This window comes from Chitinophagaceae bacterium C216, from assembly GCA_028485475.2.
In the GTDB taxonomy this organism is placed as follows: domain Bacteria; phylum Bacteroidota; class Bacteroidia; order Chitinophagales; family Chitinophagaceae; genus Niabella; species Niabella composti.
On record CP144143.1, the window covers coordinates 738497 to 756250 of the forward strand.

At 40.5% G+C, this 17754-nt stretch carries 17 protein-coding genes; 11 read left to right on the forward strand and 6 right to left on the reverse strand.

All coding sequences use genetic code 11. From position 1 onward, the window contains the following. The first annotated feature begins 21 nt into the window (after nucleotides 1–21). The 6 genes from PIECOFPK_RS03040 (at nucleotide 22) to PIECOFPK_RS03065 (ending at nucleotide 5363) form a co-directional block, all read left to right on the forward strand. Entirely contained in the window at nucleotides 22–1833 is a 1812-nt protein-coding gene (locus tag PIECOFPK_RS03040) for a cbb3-type cytochrome c oxidase subunit I (protein ID WP_330974883.1), read from the forward strand. An 81-nt stretch (nucleotides 1834–1914) separates the two neighbouring features. Continuing rightward, nucleotides 1915–2811, forward strand: coding sequence for a heme o synthase (gene cyoE, locus PIECOFPK_RS03045; protein WP_409966485.1), 897 nt, complete (start codon nucleotides 1915–1917; stop codon nucleotides 2809–2811). A 39-nt stretch (nucleotides 2812–2850) separates the two neighbouring features. Further along, a complete protein-coding gene (locus PIECOFPK_RS03050) occupies nucleotides 2851–3426 on the forward strand; it encodes a heme-copper oxidase subunit III (RefSeq protein WP_409966486.1) in 576 nt (191 codons plus the stop codon). A gap of 14 nt (nucleotides 3427–3440) precedes the next feature. Beyond that, nucleotides 3441–4325: a cytochrome c oxidase subunit 3 gene (locus PIECOFPK_RS03055; protein WP_330974886.1), complete on the forward strand. Its 885-nt coding sequence runs from the start codon at nucleotides 3441–3443 to the stop codon at nucleotides 4323–4325. 64 nt (nucleotides 4326–4389) lie between these two features. Continuing rightward, a complete protein-coding gene (locus tag PIECOFPK_RS03060; protein ID WP_330974887.1) occupies nucleotides 4390–4863 on the forward strand; it encodes a cytochrome C oxidase subunit IV family protein in 474 nt (157 codons plus the stop codon). A 113-nt stretch (nucleotides 4864–4976) separates the two neighbouring features. Continuing rightward, nucleotides 4977–5363 (forward strand): DoxX family protein, encoded by a 387-nt coding sequence (locus PIECOFPK_RS03065; protein WP_409966487.1) that lies wholly within the window; start codon nucleotides 4977–4979, stop codon nucleotides 5361–5363. A 114-nt stretch (nucleotides 5364–5477) separates the two neighbouring features. On the opposite strand, the gene PIECOFPK_RS03070 is transcribed toward PIECOFPK_RS03065, so the two are convergent. Continuing rightward, nucleotides 5478–6161 (reverse strand): DUF4290 domain-containing protein, encoded by a 684-nt coding sequence (locus PIECOFPK_RS03070; RefSeq protein WP_330974889.1) that lies wholly within the window; start codon nucleotides 6159–6161, stop codon nucleotides 5478–5480. A gap of 109 nt (nucleotides 6162–6270) precedes the next feature. Between PIECOFPK_RS03070 and PIECOFPK_RS03075 the strand changes: the two genes are divergently transcribed. The 3 genes from PIECOFPK_RS03075 to PIECOFPK_RS03085 all read left to right on the forward strand — a co-directional run bounded on the left by PIECOFPK_RS03075 (nucleotide 6271) and on the right by PIECOFPK_RS03085 (nucleotide 8524). Beyond that, complete coding sequence (locus PIECOFPK_RS03075) at nucleotides 6271–7308, forward strand: hypothetical protein (RefSeq protein ID WP_330974890.1); 1038 nt, start codon at nucleotides 6271–6273, stop codon at nucleotides 7306–7308. Between the two features lie 44 nt (nucleotides 7309–7352). Next, nucleotides 7353–7700 (forward strand): gliding motility protein GldC, encoded by a 348-nt coding sequence (gene gldC, locus PIECOFPK_RS03080; protein ID WP_330974891.1) that lies wholly within the window; start codon nucleotides 7353–7355, stop codon nucleotides 7698–7700. A gap of 98 nt (nucleotides 7701–7798) precedes the next feature. Next, complete coding sequence (locus tag PIECOFPK_RS03085) at nucleotides 7799–8524, forward strand: RluA family pseudouridine synthase (protein WP_330974892.1); 726 nt, start codon at nucleotides 7799–7801, stop codon at nucleotides 8522–8524. A gap of 93 nt (nucleotides 8525–8617) precedes the next feature. Here the strand turns inward: PIECOFPK_RS03085 and PIECOFPK_RS03090 are convergent, their stop codons facing one another. From PIECOFPK_RS03090 to PIECOFPK_RS03105, 4 genes are all read right to left on the reverse strand, one after another. Beyond that, a complete protein-coding gene (locus PIECOFPK_RS03090; protein WP_409966488.1) occupies nucleotides 8618–9865 on the reverse strand; it encodes a glycosyltransferase in 1248 nt (415 codons plus the stop codon). Next, complete coding sequence (locus PIECOFPK_RS03095) at nucleotides 9862–10899, reverse strand: glycosyltransferase family 2 protein (RefSeq protein ID WP_330974894.1); 1038 nt, start codon at nucleotides 10897–10899, stop codon at nucleotides 9862–9864. Before PIECOFPK_RS03095 ends, PIECOFPK_RS03090 begins: the two co-directional genes overlap by 4 nt. Before the next feature lie 192 nt (nucleotides 10900–11091). Further along, on the reverse strand, nucleotides 11092–11349 hold the full coding sequence (locus PIECOFPK_RS03100) for a phosphopantetheine-binding protein (protein WP_330974895.1): 258 nt from the start codon (nucleotides 11347–11349) through the stop codon (nucleotides 11092–11094). Between the two features lie 101 nt (nucleotides 11350–11450). Then, complete coding sequence (locus PIECOFPK_RS03105; RefSeq protein ID WP_330974896.1) at nucleotides 11451–12671, reverse strand: beta-ketoacyl-[acyl-carrier-protein] synthase family protein; 1221 nt, start codon at nucleotides 12669–12671, stop codon at nucleotides 11451–11453. Between the two features lie 251 nt (nucleotides 12672–12922). Between PIECOFPK_RS03105 and PIECOFPK_RS03110 the strand changes: the two genes are divergently transcribed. Further along, a complete protein-coding gene (locus tag PIECOFPK_RS03110; protein ID WP_409966489.1) occupies nucleotides 12923–13609 on the forward strand; it encodes an SIMPL domain-containing protein in 687 nt (228 codons plus the stop codon). A 91-nt stretch (nucleotides 13610–13700) separates the two neighbouring features. Here PIECOFPK_RS03110 and PIECOFPK_RS03115 read toward each other — a convergent pair whose 3' ends face one another. Further along, nucleotides 13701–14306 (reverse strand): superoxide dismutase, encoded by a 606-nt coding sequence (locus PIECOFPK_RS03115; protein ID WP_330974898.1) that lies wholly within the window; start codon nucleotides 14304–14306, stop codon nucleotides 13701–13703. A gap of 234 nt (nucleotides 14307–14540) precedes the next feature. Here PIECOFPK_RS03115 and PIECOFPK_RS03120 point away from each other — a divergent pair, with 234 nt between their 5' ends. Next, nucleotides 14541–17732: a SusC/RagA family TonB-linked outer membrane protein gene (locus PIECOFPK_RS03120; RefSeq protein WP_409966490.1), complete on the forward strand. Its 3192-nt coding sequence runs from the start codon at nucleotides 14541–14543 to the stop codon at nucleotides 17730–17732. The last annotated feature ends 22 nt before the right edge of the window (nucleotides 17733–17754 follow it).

Below are 17754 nucleotides of genomic sequence, written 5' to 3' on the forward strand. Positions count from 1 at the left end.
ATCCGAAATCAAGATATTGTTATGAGCGATACATTACATACCTACCAGGAAACAGCGAGCATCGGCCATCACGCGGCTGATCACCATGTGCATGCACATCATAAAGAAACTTTTATTACAAAGTATATCTTTAGCCAGGACCATAAAATGATTGCTAAGCAATTTTTGGTTACTGGTATTATATGGGCAATCATTGGCGGGCTGTTTTCGGTGTTATTCAGGTTACAATTGGGTTTTCCGGATCAGACATTTCCCATTCTGGAAACCTTCTTTGGAAAATGGGCTGAGGGTGGACGCATTAAACCTGAATTCTATTATGCATTAACTACGATGCACGGTACCGTGCTGGTGTTCTTTGTACTTACTGCCGGATTGAGTGGAACTTTTGCCAACTTACTCATTCCTCTGCAAATAGGAGCACGTGATATGGCTTCGCCCATAATGAACATGCTCTCTTACTGGTTCTTCTTTGCAGGAAGCGTGGTAATGCTGGCTTCTTTATTCATCGAAACTGGCCCTGCTTCCGGTGGTTGGACTATTTATCCTCCTTTGAGTGCGTTAGGACAGGCATCTGAGGGATCCAAAGCCGGTATGGACTATTGGATTGCCGGTATGGCCCTGTTTATCATATCTCAGCTGTTTGGTGGTCTTAACTACATTGCAACCATTTTGAACATGCGTACCAAGGGTATGTCAATGACCCGTTTGCCACTGACAATTTGGTCGCTATTGTTCACTGCAATACTGGGTGTATTATCTTTCCCTGTGTTGTTGTCTGGTGTGGTATTGCTACTGTTTGACCGTCATCTGGGTACCAGCTTCTATCTGAGCGATATCTTCATCGCCGGACAAGCCTTACCTAATGAAGGAGGTAGCGCTATCCTGTTCCAGCACTTGTTCTGGTTCTTAGGTCACCCCGAGGTATACATTATCATTCTGCCTACCATGGGATTGGTATCAGAGGTAATGTCTATCAACGCGCGCAAACCAATCTTCGGTTATATGGCGATGGTGTTCTCTATGTTTGGTATCTGTGTATTGGCATTCTTAGTATGGGCACACCACATGTTCGTAACCGGTTTGAATCCTTTCCTTGGATCGGTGTTTGTATTGCTGACACTGCTTATCGCGGTACCTTCAGCTATCAAAGTGTTTAACTGGCTGACAACATTATGGCGTGGTAACATTCGCTTCACTCCTGCTATGTTGTTTTCAATAGGTTTTGTGAGCCTGTTTATCTCTGGAGGTCTAACCGGTATATTCTTAGGAAACTCAACCATCGATATCCACCTGCACGATACCATGTTCGTAATTGCACACTTCCACATTGTGATGGGGGTATCGGCATTCTTTGGAATGTTTGCAGGTATTTATCACTGGTTCCCGAAAATGTTCGGCCGTTACATGAATAACACTTTAGGTTATATTCACTTTTGGGTAACACTGGTTGGTGCTTACCTGATTTTCTGGCCGATGCACTATCAAGGTTTAGCCGGTATGCCAAGAAGATACTTGGATAAGAGTAGCTGGGTAAGCTTTAGCCAATTCGATAGCTTGGATGCTATGATTACCGTAGTGACCGTATTGGTATTTGCTATACAGCTTCTGTTTGTGTTCAACTTCTTCTATTCAATATATAAGGGCAGAAGAGTAAGATCTCAAAACCCATGGGGTGCTACAACACTGGAATGGACCACTCCTATTCGTCCTGGCCATGGCAACTGGGAAGGCGAAATTCCTGAAGTGCATCGTTGGGCTTACGATTACGGTAAAGACGGAAGAGATTTTATTCCTCAAACAGAGCCTATAGGAGAAAAAGAAAGTTCGCATTAATAGCAATGAATTGTCCATAAAACGAAACAGCCAGTTTGTTTCGGAATAGGCTATAATTACGAACCATTAATAAATAATAAATTGGAACAATCAAGAGCAGGCTTAAAAGATTATATATTACTTATTAAGCCCTCTTTAAGTATAATGGTGGTTTTCAGCAGTGTAATTAGTTATCTGCTGGTACCCGGGGTGTTGATTGATTGGTGGCGGATTATTTTGTTCTTTGCAGGTGGTATGCTGGTTACAGGCAGCGCGAATACCATCAATATGGTTGTGGAGAAGGATACCGATGCGCTGATGAAAAGAACTGCCAAAAGACCCATTGCTAGCGGGCGTATTACGCCTGAGCAAGGTTTGGGATTTGCAGTACTTACTGGAGCTTTAGGTGTGTTTATTCTGGGGTATTACTTTAACTGGACGGCGGCATTGTTGGCTGCGTTCAGCTTGTTTTTATACGCTTTTGTATATACTCCGCTAAAGAAGATAAATTCTGTAGCCGTATTGATAGGTGCTGTGCCGGGGGCTTTACCATGTCTTATTGGATGGGTAGCTGGATTTCTTCCCGGACAGGAGATTGCCTGGTTAGGGGGAATTATCATGTTTGGTATCCAGTTTTTCTGGCAGTTCCCTCATTTTTGGGCAATAGCTTGGGTGGCACATCAGGATTATAGTAGGGTTGGATTTAAACTGTTGCCCAGTGACAAGGGGCCCACAAAATTCACGGCATTACAAACATTGGTATATACTTTACTAATGGTGCCGGTAACATTAGCTCCCTTTTTTACAGGCATTAGTACTACTGCAGGGACTAAAGGAATTACCGCATTGATATTCGTCATACTCGCCAATATATTTATGATCGTGCGTAGTGTGATATTATATAACAAAATGGATGTAGCGAGTGCACGGAAAGTGATGTTTGGTAGCTACCTATATCTACCAGTAATACTCTTAGCATTATTATTGGCAAAAGCTTAGAAGGAGCATACATCCTACAACGTAAAGAGGAAATAAAGAATGTTACAAACTACAATGAGCAACGAACAGCATAAGAAATTGCACCCCCATAAATTTACTTTATGGGTTGCAATGGCAAGCATCATTATGATGTTCGCCGGTCTTACCAGTGCGTTCATTGTAAAGAGCAATCTCACCGGGTGGAGAACCATTGAGTTACCTCGAGTTTTTTGGATCTCTACTGTGGTAATATTGGCAAGTAGCCTTACCGTGCAAATGGCTGTAAGGGCCTTCAAGGATCGGGACATGAGTAAGTACCGCACCTTACTGACCATCACCTTTGTATTGGGAATTGGCTTCGTTATCTGCCAGATTATCGGATTCACCGAGCTATGGGAACAGAATGTTCGATTTAGAGGATCTTCCGGTGCAGGACAGTTCTTCTATGTTATTGCCGGATTGCACGCTCTACACGTACTGGGTGGGGTAGTAGCAATGGCTGTAATGGTTATCAGATCTTTTATTGGTAAAATAAAAGTATATAGTCCTATACCATCGGAAGTAATGGCCATGTATTGGCACTTTGTAGATATATTGTGGTTATATTTATTAATCTTTTTTATAATTGTTGGATAAAACTTTATTAAGGAATGGCACACGAAGCAACAGTAAACACACATCGTACTAAATGGTGGAGCGGCGGTAAAAGCCCGTTTAATATAGAGTACGGAAAGGTGATGATGTGGTATTTTTTAATGAGCGATGCTTTCACTTTTGGCGCGTTCCTTATATCATATGGTACCATCAGATTCAGCCATAATTACTGGCCCGATCCTAACGTTGTATTCAACGCTTTCCCTGGAGCCGGCCACGCAAACCTGCCTCTGGCATTTGTGAGTGTGATGACTTTTATCCTTATTATCAGTTCGGTTACCATGGTATTGGCTGTACACGCCGGACACAACAGGGATAAAAAAGGAGTTGAAAAATGGTTGATTTGGACTATCATAGGTGGTTTAGCGTTCCTCAGCTGTCAGGCATGGGAGTGGCATCACCTTATCACAGGAGAGCATGCTACATTGATTGATGGTAAAATTGAGCTGATTGGGCAAACTACCAAGCGCAACCCTTGGGGTGAGCTGGTTGCCGGTCAGGAAGTTGTAGCTGCTTTGCAGAATACCGATACACATGTTCTTGCCAAGCTGGTAGAAGAACATCATTTATCTACTCAAACACATGCCGAACTAATGAAGGCGCCTAAAGAGCAACTGATTCAATTGCTCAGCAGTAGCTCCGATTTCCACGTGCGTAAACCCGGCCCTGTAGCTTTTGGTGGTTTCTTCTACGAGATTACCGGCTTCCACGGGTTCCACGTATTCAGTGGTGTAATTATCAATATTATTATGCTGCTGATGACTAGAGCAAATGTGTTTGAAAGAAAAGGACACTACCTGATGATTGAAAAAGCCGGATTATACTGGCACTTCGTAGACCTAGTGTGGGTATTCGTGTTCTTATGCTTCTACCTGATTTAATAGGGCTTAACAAGCTAATCTGAATGATAAAAATTTTGTGATCCGAGTAATATAAAACAGCATTATGAGTCAACATTACGATCCTACTAAAGATATTTCTCCTTCAGCAGCATATCCTGAAGTAACTTTTCATCAACATCACGATGATAAAAGTTTTTACCGCCGCGTAAAAAGAACTACTATCATTCTTTCTATTGTAACTGTGGTAGAGTTGCTGATAGGATTGCTGATATATAAACTGTTTTTAAACGGCACACCTAGCCCTGCATTTATTTTATTTTTGAAAGGAGTGGTATGTATCCTTACGCTGGCTAAAGCGTATTACATTGTAGCCGTATTTATGCACCTAGGCGATGAGATACGTAATTTCATACTTACTATAGTGGTTCCGTTGTTGTTGTTTATATGGTTTATTATTGCGTTTCTATCCGACGGTAACTCTTACAAAAATCTTCGTAATACTTACGATAAACATCACGAAGAAACCACTATGCCTCAGCCACATACACCTCCAGCTGCTGAGCAACCTCAAAAGTAAGATCGTATTAATTTTAAGATAATACGGCTATGCATAAACTGCATAGCCGTTTTTTATTTTGAAGGGGAAAATACATGAGCATCACAACTTCTTATATTTACAAAAAAGAAAGTATGGCACTCAGTAAACAGTTTTTCTTTATAATTAGATTGCCCATCGCCATGTCATTTTTAGGACATGGGCTGGTACGAATTCCTAAACTTCAGGCATTCAGCAATTGGATGGTGCAGGAAATGGAGCCATCAGGAATACCCTCAATATTACTCATACCGTATAGTTATATATTGCCGTTTGCAGAAGCGTTGCTGGGGGTATTGGTAATATTAGGCTATAAACCCCGATATACCATTGCAGCTTCCATTATTTTAATCACTACGTTGATTTTCGGTAGTAGCATGATTGAAAACTGGGGGGCTATTCAGGCCCAACTGGTCCATGCGATCTGTTTAATGTTTTTACTATGGTTGTATGAAAAGAATGAACGCTACGAGCTGAAATAGACGATTGGTGCTTTGTTGAGAAAGTGACATTTCTTTTAGTAAATAAAAAAAACGCCTGCTTTATCATAAATTATAAAGTAGGCGTTTTTGCTTACAAACTTTATCTATATTAAGTTAAAATCTTTTCTTCTTGTAATTGCCGTTGTTTCCGTTGTTACCGTTATTGCCGTTGCGACGGTTGCCATTGCCATTACGTTGTTGTTGCTGAAACTTGGTTTTTTTACCAAAGTTGTTGTTTTTGTTGCTAGCTTCCTGCTGACGGAATGATTTTACATACGGAGTATTGGTAAACTCTAACTTACCTCTGGTAATACTGCTTAATTCGGCTTGAATAGCATCGTCATGCACTATCTCCTTGTGCCAGTTATTATAGGCCAATTTCATGTAGTAAGCGATGGTATTAGCAAAACCCTGTCTTTTTTCCGGATCTTGTTCTTCCAGCGCTTTATTAATCACATCTTCCAGATTTTTACCTAAATGCGAGAATTTGGATGAACGTTTAGGGTAAGGAAGTGGCTTAGGTTTTGCTCTTAGCGTTTCTCGTGTAGGAATGGGATAAGGCGATTTTACGTCCAGTTTAAAATCCGATATTAAAAACAGATGATCCCAAAGCTTGTGCTTGAAATCTTCAACATTTTTCAGGTGCGGATTTAAAAATCCCATCAATTCTATTACGGCTTCTGCGTTTTTTTGTCTTCTTTCGGGGTCTTCAATGGTCAGGATGTGCTCTACCATTTTTTGAACATGCCTGCCATACTCGCGCATAGCCAGGGGATTTCTCGTTGTATTATATTCCATAAAAAATTTTGGATGAAGCAAAAAATGTATCTGCAACTAAATCTTGTGTAGTACTATACCTTTGCAGTTGTTGGGCAAAGATAGAGGAAAATCATCTTATTTATTACTAATGGCTATTATTTTAGACGTCCAGTATCATAAGGGCGATGCATATCAAAGATATTTAGAAAAAACACTTTTCGGTGCATTGGCAAAAGCTTTGCCAACAGAAAAATTTATTGCCCCCAATAATGAAGATTATGGTTTAAATAGTTTGAAAAACGTAACCACCACAACCTTTCCTCCCATCCAGGGGCTTTTTCTTAAAATGAAGAATGATAAGTGGTTACGCGCACAAAATGCTTCTGTTTTTATCAGTTTTACCCGTACATTGAAGACCTCTATACCATTAAAGCAGGTGCTGCTGATATCGACACACAACCCTAAGATTCAGGAAAAAGATTGGTCTCGGGCCGAGGCCATAGGATTGACGACCGTATCCTTAAAAACCGAATTTTCAACACAACTGCCGACTTTGGCATCAAGAATATTTCTGGCCGAAGGTTTTGTAACCGGCCCCGAAATATTGCCTGATGATGTGCAGCAACAACATATAAAAGAACAATTTACCGAAGGACTTGAGTTTTTTATAGCCACCGATTTTGATTGGAGTAAAGAAAAGCTAATACTGTTACTAAAGTCCTTTTCCCGATTGAAGAAGATGCAGCAAAGCAGCTGGAAACTCATGATTGTGGTGCGTTTCGGAGACGAAACCATTATGAATATGGCTCTGGAGCTGATCTCCACCTATAAATACCGAGCCGATGTGGTAATAACAGATGATGAACAACTATATGAAAAAATAGCCGCTGCTTATGCACTTGTGAGTGTGGACAAAGAAGAAAAATTTCCGGTGGTTGTAGAAGAAGCTTTTCAGGTAAACACCCCTGCAATAGCCCTTCCTACACAAGCCTTAAAAGATATGTACGGCGATATAGTGGTGTATCCTTTAGACTCAAACCATGATGCTATCGGTGATATGCTGATGCTGATGTACAAAGGAGAAACCTACCGACAAAGTTTAGCAAAACGTATTGCCGGACGCAAGAGTTCATATGGTGAGGAAAGCTTTATAAAGGCACTAAAACAAGTGCTAACAAATACATAGCGGCAAGGATAAATACTTACTTTTGCACATTAAATTTTGAAATAATGAAGTCTACGATAACCATTGATGTGAAAATGGACGAGAACCGCATTCCTGATGCAATTGAGTGGAGTGCTACTGAAAGTACGGCCAGCAGACCTCAAAAAGCAAAGGCAATGATGGTTTCTTTCTGGGATGGTGCTGATAAAGCCGCATTACGTATCGATTTATGGACCAAGGATATGATGGTGGATGAAATGGCTAACTTTTTTTATCAGACCTTTATGACGATGGCTGATACCTACGGAAGGGCAACAAAGTATACAGAGCAGGTAAACGATATCAAAAATTTTGCAAGAGAATTTTATAAAAAATTTCAGACCATTCAGCTGGAACAGAATAAAGCTGGCTAAACCTGCGTATATACCCTTGTTTTACCGCAAGCATACGGGATATTTTCTACCCTGATGGTTGGTAGCAACCTTGTATAGACTGTAAAAAAGTTACTCAATTGAAGAACAAACTGCAGGATTTAATCATATTCGAAAACGAGGACCTGATAGCGCTCAATAAACCTTCGGGCATGCTTTCCATTCCCGACAGGGAAGCAAAAGAACAGAGCCTTAAGGATATACTGCAACAACGATATCCTGAAGTTTATATCGTGCATCGTCTTGACAGAGATACTAGTGGTTTGATAATTTTTGCTAAAAATGCTGCGGCACATAGACACTTCAGCCTGCAATTTGAAAATCGTAAAACCATAAAAATTTATCTGGGACTGCTCCTGGGCTCTTTGGCAAAAACAGATGGCGTTGTTGATGTTCCCATTGCCGAAAACACGAGCAAACGGGGCACTATGATGGTACATCGTCGGGGCAAACCTGCACGTACCGATTATAAAGTGCTGAAAGATTTTAAACAATATAGCTGGGTTTGGTTTCAGATACACACGGGGCGTACACATCAGATTCGGGTGCACGCCAAAGAATTGGGGCATCCGTTGGCTGTAGATAAAATTTACGGAGACGGACAACCTATCTTACTTTCCTCCATCAAAAACAGGTTTAAACTGAGCAAGGATGCATTGGAAGAAAAGCCCTTGCTAAATAGATTGGCGCTACACGCCTATCAGCTTACAATAGAAGATTTGCAGGGGAAGGCTATAACCTTGGAAGCTCCTTTACACAAGGATTTAACAGCTACCCTAAAGCAACTGGAGAAATGGCGGCAGTAAGTGAATTTCTATGGAGATCATCGGCCTTTATTCAAAAAAGAAACTTCGATAAGTTTGGATCTTTTTTTATAAAAAACATTTACTACAGACACTTTATCTACCCGTAACCTCATCAAGCAAAGTCTTCCATTTATTGCTAATGATGTCGGCACTGAAACTTTTCATTTTGTTGTGTGCATTAAAGCCCATACGTTCGCGTAGCTGAGCATCATTTATTAATAGTTCAAGATATTGTTGCATTTCAATGATATCATTAGCCAAGAAACCGTTTTCACCGTGCTGGATCAATTCGTTCACACCTGAGCAGGAAGCAAATCCTAATGAAGGGAGTCCTGCAGACATGGCTTCCAGCAATGCTAATGGGAGTCCCTCATATTTACTGGGGAATAAAAAAATATCGGAGTTAGATAATTCATAGAGAGGATCATCTGTGAGCCCCATAAGATGAATCCGGTCTTCCATCTCTAAAGCAGCAATCTTTTCTTTCAAAGATGTATAATCGGGCCCCTGTCCCCAAAAGTAAAGGTCCCAGTGAGGATATTTATGCGCAATTTTTGAAAATACCTCTATAGAGAGATGTTGCTGTTTGCAATCTGTTACTAAAGAGCCTATTTGAATAATTTTATAACGCTCTTTAGTTTTCGTATGATGGACGATGTGTTCGTCAGGAATTTGAGGTGCGGGATTGGGTATGACATAACTTTTTCCCGTAAAGGAATCAGGTATAAACTGTTTATAGCTATCAAACAATACTTGTATAGCAGAAAGATGCTTATAAGCTTCTTTTAGAAGCTGCTTCTCTTGCCGACTTCGATACCACAATAAGTCTGTATAATCATAATCGGGCCTACCATTGGTAGAGTTGATGATAACGGCATCATAATGCTGCTGATAGGTAATTTCCAGCAGCGTTTCGATAGACATGGTAATAATTACATCCGGATGCAGCTGTTGCAGATAACGATTCCAGGCTTTGGCACGTTGCAAAAGATTATAAGTATACAAACCATCTGGCCCTTTTACTTTTTTATACAGAAAATAGTTATAAGCCTTGGCATATTTTTTCTTCAATTTATGTTTTATCCAAAGCAGTGGATTGTTGCCTTTGTAATTGTATATAGGTTGTGCGACTTTTTGAATAATGGATGTGCTATAAATATTGTCAACCTGTATATTCTCATTTAACGGGAAGAAAGGCTTACCATTTGTATTGGCGTCATAGGTTGCAATAGTAACACTATGTCCGGCAGCCGCAAATTGGTTAGCTAAAAAAGTGCAAATTTTTTCAGTTCCTCCCGAGCCATCAAGAAAGGCTCTGTGTTGTATAAGCACAATTTTCATTCATCGAACTTTTTGCGGATGTTTTCCCTCAGTTTTATTTTCAGTTTTTTAATAAAGACGAATTCTGCGAGAAATATGTACCACCTTTTCAATTTTCTTCTTCGGATTTTATATCGGGCATAATAGCGGTCAAATTGCTGATGTGTGTCGGCTTTGAGAAATGCTAAAAACGGCTTTGAGAGCGAAGCTAGCTCTTGTTTTTTTAAATATGGGAAAACATTTTTATGCATGAAGGTTTTAAGCAGTTCGTGTAAAAACGCTTTCTGCGCCGCGTTTAAGGGCATGCTGATATATCTGAATTCAAACGGTTCATGTTCTATGAATCGGGCAAGATGTAAGGCGCGGCTTTCAAATAATGCGTGTTGGGTATAGAAATTTTCCAAAAGCTCCAACCAGCGTGGTATTTGAAGAACTACTTTTTCTGTGTTTTTATTGATAGCGCGGTGATTTTGTTTTTCATGTTGTCGATAATAATATACTCCTTGTGGGTTTCCTGCTACTTTCTGAGTAAGTGCCAATAATTGATGAGAGAAGAGACCATCTTCACAAGGTTGTATGCCTTCGGGAAAACGAATATCTGGGTATTGGTTTAGAAAAGACAGGCGAATCAATTGAGCACATGTGGGAAGTGCCGGAGGATTGGGCAATCTTCTCATAAAGTACTCACCAATTACTACAATATCACTATCGTTTTGTTGAGCGATCTCGTATGAGGAGCGTATGAAGTTCTTGTCAATGGTATCATCCGAGTCCATAAAGAACACGTAAGCACCTTTAGCATGTGATAGCCCGTAATTGCGGGCTATGGATACACCACTGTTTTTCTGATATAGATATGTAATGCGCTCATCTTTTTGCTGATAGTGTCGGCAAATGATATCCGACGTATCGGTACTGCCATCGTTTACCAGTATTAGTTCGATAGAAGGAAAATCTTGTTGTAATACACTTTCGATTGCTGCCGCCAAATAGTCTTCAACATTATATACCGGCATTATAACCGATACCAAAGGTGTTTGTAATGAGGCGGTCATCAAGAGTTTAAATTGTATATGGGATGTAAAGCTGTTAGGTAAAGATAAACTACACTATGCTTATTCAAAAAGTATTCCTATTTCCGGTCGAATTAGTATACACTCTTGTATTACGCGTCAACACACGAAAACAGTAGCCGGCAAAGGAATTCCGATACTTCTATAAAGTCGAGGATCAGCAGTGTAACTGCATTATGCAGTTACTTTCTTCTCAATCTGTGCCTGAATGTAATTGTAAAAATCTTGGAAAGTAACCAAAGGAGCAAAATCGCCCGGTTGCACTTTAAAGTGGAAATGATTTTCCAATGCAACTACCAAATCAATATAATCCAGACTATCTAAGTCTAAAACCTCTTTCAGGTTGGCGTCTGGTTTGATGAGTGATGCGTCAGCCTCAAACTCCTCTACTAAAAATGAGTTGGATATATCTATAATTTCCTGCATGTTCATATTTACCACATTTTCGCCTTTAGTTATTGTGCTTATTTGTAACGAGTAATGGGCGTCCTTTTTTCATTATCTCAGTTGGGATATAGATAAAGAATAAAGGGTTAACTCCATTTCCTGACAATCAGGGTAGAATTGGTTCCTCCAAACCCGAAAGAATTGGACAAAAATACATTTATATTTTTTTCTGTAGTATTTTTTATGATATTGATATGTCGGGTTTGCTCGTCGGGTTTTGTAAAGTTGATGTTAGGTGCAATAAAATTATGTTGCATCATGAGAGATGAATACACTATTTCGCTGGCTCCGGCCATCCAGCATTCGTGTCCCGTCATTGATTTGGTGGAACTTATGGGAGTATTACAATCTCCAAAAACTTTATGAATGGCCAGTGCTTCGCTAGCATCTCCCGCTGGAGTACTGGTGGCATGGGCATTGATATAATCGATATCGTGGGGTTGCAAACCCGCCTCTTTCAAAGCCATTGTAAGTGATTTTACGGGTCCCTCTACTGTGGGATTGCTGATATGTTCTCCATTGGAAGAAAAACCATAACCCAAAACTTCCCCAATAATGTTGGCGCCCCGTCTTTGAGCGCTTTCAAGACTTTCGAGAATCACTGTGGCAGCTCCGCCACTGGGAATGAGTCCGTCACGATCTTTATCAAAAGGCCTACTAGCTTGTTCCGGAATATCTTCGCGCACCGAAAAAGCTCCCAGTGCATCAAAAGTACCCATAGAAAGGTGGTTGATTTCCTGGGCTCCACCGGTAATTATACAATCCTGCAAACCCATCTTGATGAGTATATATGCCAGGCCTATGGCATGTGAACCACTGGCGCAGGCGGCACTTACCGTAAGATTAATGCCTTTGAGCTTGAAGATAGTGGCTAGGTTCATGGTAACGGTAGAGTTCAGCGTCTGAAATACTGCGGCCGAACCTACCAACATGGTATCTTTCTTCTCACGAATTAAATCGGTAGATTCGATAACAGCCTTTGCAGAACTGTCGTTGCCGTATAAAATCCCGGGTTGAGCAGCTGCAATATAGTTTTCATCTATACCCGCATTGCGCAACGCTTCTACAGTAGCCATGTAAGCGTATTCGCCTTCTTCGGGTAGCATGATGCGCGAACGCCTGTCCAACAACCCTTTTAAAGATGGTCGCTCTACCCAACCCGTCAATGCAGAGCGATATCCAAATTCTTTTCGCACAGGGTCGAAAATAATTCCTGATTTTCCTGCCTTAAGCGATGCTGTTACTTCTTCTAAGTTCTTCCCGATGCAGGAATAAATCCCCATACCGGTAATCACCACTCTATTCATAAATACAAATGTATATTATTTTAATTCGTACCATATAGTAAAAGCAGCTGCTTTGTTTGACAACTCCCTAAATTTTGTTATCTGTGTAATATTCACAACTAAAGACAGGGTTGCAAGCAAATTAAGAATTTAGGAATATTTATGATAATAATGGCCAAAGCCTAAAGTTTTGTAAACAAGTATGCAATTTATGTTTTCGTCTCGTCTTTATTGAAAAATAATTCCATTAGTACAATTTAAATTTTAATCTGATGAAAAAAGTTTTAACTGCTTTTGCTGTTTTATTTTCGATAAGTGCATTTGCACAAATTGGCGAAAAAAATTTTATCGATAAAAATTACATTGAAGTAACAGGTACATCGGAGATTGAAATCATCCCTGACAAAATATATATTCAGGTGGTGCTGGCCGAAAAGGATAGTAAAAACAAGAACGCATTGAGTGTTCAGGAAAAACAAATGCTACAAAAACTACAGGAGCTGGGAATTGATACCAAAAAGGATGTGTTGATTAAAGACCTAACCAGTAATCTTAAAACCGGGTTTTTATCAAAAGATATTTTGCTGAACAAGCAATACCAGATTATTGTAAAAGATGGTAAAACTGCAGGGCAGGTATTTTTGGCGCTGGAAGAAATAGGCATTTCCAATGCTTCTATTGAAAAGCTGGAAAGCTCAAAAATAGAGGAATATCGGCAAGAAGCTAAAATAAAGGCCATTCAGGCTGCAAAAGAGAAAGCATCACTGCTTTGCAATACTATCGGACAAAAGGCAGGAAGGGCGCTGTACATACAAGAACAGGAAATTATGGCTCGTCCGATATATGCCAATACGGTGATGTATGCTGCCCGTGCCAAAGAAGCTGCAGATGCTGCAGACCTTAACTTTGAGAGTTTAAAGGTAGAGGCTCGCGTATTATGCCGCTTTGAAATATTATAAATCCTTGAAACTATTAGTTGCATAAAGGAAAAGCCGGCATACGATACATGCCGGCTTTTCTCAGTAGGTCATATAATAAACGTTTTAACGTTTATTTAGCCGCTTCAAATTTTTCAGCAACTTTGTCCCAGTTTACTACATTCCAGAAAGCTTTCAGATACTCTGGTCTTTTGTTCTGATATTTCAGGTAATAAGCATGTTCCCACACATCAATACCCAGAATAGGAGTACCTTTTACTTCTGCAACATCCATCAAAGGATTATCTTGGTTGGGAGTAGAAGTTACTTCCAGCTTACCGTCTTTAACGATTAGCCAAGCCCAACCACTTCCGAAACGGGTAGCTCCGGCTGTGTTTACTTTTTCTTTCAGTGCGTCTAATGAACCAAAAGTTTCGTTGATGGCAGCAGCCAGTGCACCTGATGGTTCTTTAGCACCACCCGGAGTTAATATTTCCCAAAAGAAAGTGTGATTCCAGTGCCCGCCGGCATTGTTTCTTACGGCAGCGGAAATACTTCCGGCATTTTTTACCAGTTCTTCTAACGATTTTTCAGCATGCTCTGTCCCTTCAATGGCCTTATTCAGATTATCCACATATGCCTGATGGTGTCTGTCGTGATGAATTTCCATCGTTTGGGCATCGATATAAGGCTCTAATGCATCTTTAGCATAGGGCAAGGGCTGTAATGTAAATGCCATGATCTTTATAAGTTTTAGAGTGATTAAATAAATACCTTATGTAAATACTACAAATTTAAACGCTTATAGTTCTCAGGTTTTCATATTCAGCACAAAAATTCAGCCAGCTTCTATATATATTAAGCGATGAATGATAATTATTTGCAATAATCATTGCAAGATAGTACAAGATTTTGCAGGTTTTTTCAGCTTATTATATTAAATTTAACATATCGTAAACAAAACCTTGCGCTCATGAAAAACATTCTTACTGCGCCTCTATTCCTCTTTCTACTCTTTTTTCCTGTATTAGCATTTTCTCAAACACGACAAATTACAGGAACAGTAGTGAATCAACAAGAAGCACCCATTCCAGGGGCCACTGTTCAGCAGGTAGGTACCAATAATGTAGTAGCTGCCGATGAGAATGGACAATTTTCCATTACAGTATCGGGCTCCTCGGTTGTATTACAGGTTTCGGCGGTAGACTATACCACCACCACTGTCACAGTGGGTTCTCGCTCGTTATTGAAGGTCGTGTTGGTGGAAAGTGCAAAAACTCAAATGGATGAGGTTTTTGTAGTAGCCTACGGTACAGCTAAGCGAAGTACTTTTACCGGTTCGGCAGTAAACGTTACCGCGGAAAAAATTAAGGATTACCCGCTAACTTCTTTTGAAAACGCCTTGAACGGAAAAGTTCCGGGTCTACAGGTTACCCAAAGTTCAGGTCAGGCGGGAACCGCCCCTGTTATCCGCATACGCGGAATCGGTTCTATGAATGCTTCCAACTCGCCATTATTTGTGGTAGATGGAGTTCCGGTAGTCTCCGGTGCCGTAGGGCAAATGGGCGATTATATATACACCAGTAATAATAACGCTTTGTCCAGCATTAACCCCGATGATATCGAATCCGTTACAGTACTAAAAGATGCGGCAGCGGCATCTTTGTATGGTTCTAGGGCTGCCAACGGGGTAGTAATTATTACTACCAAAAAAGGTAAGTCCGGAAAACCTACCATCAGCTTTAAAACATCGCATGGTTTTTCTCCTTCTTGGGCTACCGATAACTATGAAGCTGCGGACGTACAGGCACAAGTAAACATGCTTTATCAGGTGTTTTTTGATTATAACATTACGGGAGGTAGAGATGAAGCATACGCTACCAACGATGCCCTAAGTCGGTTAAACTCTCGATTTAACAAACACGGTTATTATTTCGAAACAGCAGGTCCCGGTCGTTATCAAAATGTAATGATTAAAGGAATGACCGATGGATTGGAAAACCGCGAAGGAAAGTATTTTGATTGGGAAAAAGCCTTATTCAGAACGGGGTATTATACCACCAACGATCTTTCGGTAAGCGGTGGTAATGATAAAACTACCTATTACAGTTCTCTGTCTTTTACACAGGATAAAAGTAGGATACGCGTTAATGAATTCCAGCGTATAGGCGGACGTCTGAATGTAAGCCAAAAAATCGGAAGGCTGTTGGAACTCTCCAGTAATATCGGTATCAGCAAGGACGACGTATCCGGCTACAATGATACTCGTAATACCACAGCCAACTACTTCATGCAAACACGAAACCTACTTTGGCCTTTATACTGGCCTACCGACTATAAAAGCGGATTGCCATTTACCGATCGTTTCGGAAGCTTGGCTCAGAACAACCTGTTCTACGATAACGAATGGGATAATACATCTGGTAAGCTGAATGTATCGGTGGTAGAAGCTTTATCGGTATACATCTTACCCGGACTTACAGGTAAAACAATTTTCTCTTACAATAATTCAAATGTAAGAGAGCATATTTACTATAGTGCAGTTCACTATAATGGAGTAAATACCAACGGTAGTGTTGATGAGATGTCCACTACTTATAATAAAATGGTATCCTCCACTACTTTGAATTATAACAAAAGCTTCAATGAGCATCACTTAGATGTATTGGCCGGTTATGAAGCGGAAAAAAATGTGACCGACTATATGCGGTCTTCGGGAACCAATTTGCCTTCCAGCACGCTACCTACGGTGGTTACTGCCGGTCAAACCACGGCCAATGCATATAGTTGGGGTTATAATATGCAATCAGTATTGTCTCGTGCAGAATATAATTATGCCGAAAGATATTTCCTTTCTGCGTCGTTCAGAAGAGACGGTAGCTCCCGTTTTGGACCGGCTAATAGATGGGCTAACTTTTGGTCGGTAGGTGCTGCATGGAATATTGCCAAAGAATCTTTCCTTAGCAACAATAAAATAATCAACGATCTTAGATTGAGAGGTTCGTACGGGATTAATGGTACAGTTCCTTCGGCCAATTATGGATGGAGAACTTTGACCAGTTTTACAGACAGGTACATGGAGTTACCCGGCGGTAGCATTGTTTCTATCGGCGATGAAAACCTCACCTGGGAAACCAACTATAATACCGATATAGCATTGGAGTTTGGTTTGCTGAATCACAGGCTTACCGGTTCTATAGAGTTCTTCAACCGCAATTCAAAAGATCTTCTTCAGGATGTACCTATTTCCATGGTAACGGGCTTTGGTTCTACACTCCGAAATATCGGAGAAATCAATAACCGCGGATGGGAGTTTGCACTAGGAGCTGATATTGTCCGAAACGCTGATTGGCGTTGGAATGTAGGATTAAACGCCACTACACTGAAATCAAAAGTAGTAAAACTATATAAGCAACCTGGAGCTGATAAGGGCCAGGATATTATTTGGAATGATCCTACCGGTGGCGATGCCCGCGCCCAGTTTATTTATCGCGAGGGCGAGTCAACGCTGGCTTTTTATGGGTACGAATGGGCCGGAGTAGATCCTGAAAATGGACGTAACGTTTGGTATGTAAACGATCCTAATAACCCTACAGCAGGAGACTTCGTCTTTAACGGACGTGGTGCCACTTATTCTTACAGTAAAGCCAATCGTATCATTATTGGAAGTGGTATTCCTGATTTATTCGGAGGCATTACTTCCGATTTGGAATGGAAGGGACTTTCTTTAAATCTGAATTTTATCTATAAACTGGGAGGTAAACTGTATGATGGCGCATATAAGGATGTTGCCGACGATGGGTATTACTGGGAAAGAATCAGATCGGAGATCTATTATAAGAATATGTGGACTCATGACAACAAATCCGGTACCATGCCCATGCTGAGTGGTAGCGACCTTACCGATCCCATGCAGTATAGTACTCGTCAGCTACACGACGCCACTTTCTTAAGACTGAAGAATCTTACTTTGGCATATCGTCTTCCAAAACAGTGGATTAATAAAATTAGTGCTAATAATCTGCGTGTGTTCTTTAACGCCACCAATCTGCTTACTTTCTCAAAATACAAAATAGCAGATCCCGAAGTAAACAATTATGCTACTAGGGGTTGGGAAACGCCGTTTACCAAAACCTATACATTCGGCTTGGAAGTTAGTTTTTGATAATAAAATTCAGAAACCATGA

Coding starts and splice junctions, on each gene's coding strand:
- PIECOFPK_RS03040 (WP_330974883.1), top strand. CDS start 22: ATGAGCGATACATTACATACCTACCAGGAAACAGCGAGCATCGGCCAT.
- PIECOFPK_RS03050 (WP_409966486.1), top strand. CDS start 2,851: ATGTTACAAACTACAATGAGCAACGAACAGCATAAGAAATTGCACCCC.
- PIECOFPK_RS03055 (WP_330974886.1), top strand. CDS start 3,441: ATGGCACACGAAGCAACAGTAAACACACATCGTACTAAATGGTGGAGC.
- PIECOFPK_RS03060 (WP_330974887.1), top strand. CDS start 4,390: ATGAGTCAACATTACGATCCTACTAAAGATATTTCTCCTTCAGCAGCA.
- PIECOFPK_RS03065 (WP_409966487.1), top strand. CDS start 4,977: ATGGCACTCAGTAAACAGTTTTTCTTTATAATTAGATTGCCCATCGCC.
- PIECOFPK_RS03070 (WP_330974889.1), bottom strand. CDS start 6,161: ATGGAATATAATACAACGAGAAATCCCCTGGCTATGCGCGAGTATGGC.
- PIECOFPK_RS03075 (WP_330974890.1), top strand. CDS start 6,271: ATGGCTATTATTTTAGACGTCCAGTATCATAAGGGCGATGCATATCAA.
- gldC (WP_330974891.1), top strand. CDS start 7,353: ATGAAGTCTACGATAACCATTGATGTGAAAATGGACGAGAACCGCATT.
- PIECOFPK_RS03090 (WP_409966488.1), bottom strand. CDS start 9,865: ATGAAAATTGTGCTTATACAACACAGAGCCTTTCTTGATGGCTCGGGA.
- PIECOFPK_RS03095 (WP_330974894.1), bottom strand. CDS start 10,899: ATGACCGCCTCATTACAAACACCTTTGGTATCGGTTATAATGCCGGTA.
- PIECOFPK_RS03100 (WP_330974895.1), bottom strand. CDS start 11,349: ATGAACATGCAGGAAATTATAGATATATCCAACTCATTTTTAGTAGAG.
- PIECOFPK_RS03105 (WP_330974896.1), bottom strand. CDS start 12,671: ATGAATAGAGTGGTGATTACCGGTATGGGGATTTATTCCTGCATCGGG.
- PIECOFPK_RS03110 (WP_409966489.1), top strand. CDS start 12,923: ATGAAAAAAGTTTTAACTGCTTTTGCTGTTTTATTTTCGATAAGTGCA.
- PIECOFPK_RS03115 (WP_330974898.1), bottom strand. CDS start 14,306: ATGGCATTTACATTACAGCCCTTGCCCTATGCTAAAGATGCATTAGAG.
- PIECOFPK_RS03120 (WP_409966490.1), top strand. CDS start 14,541: ATGAAAAACATTCTTACTGCGCCTCTATTCCTCTTTCTACTCTTTTTT.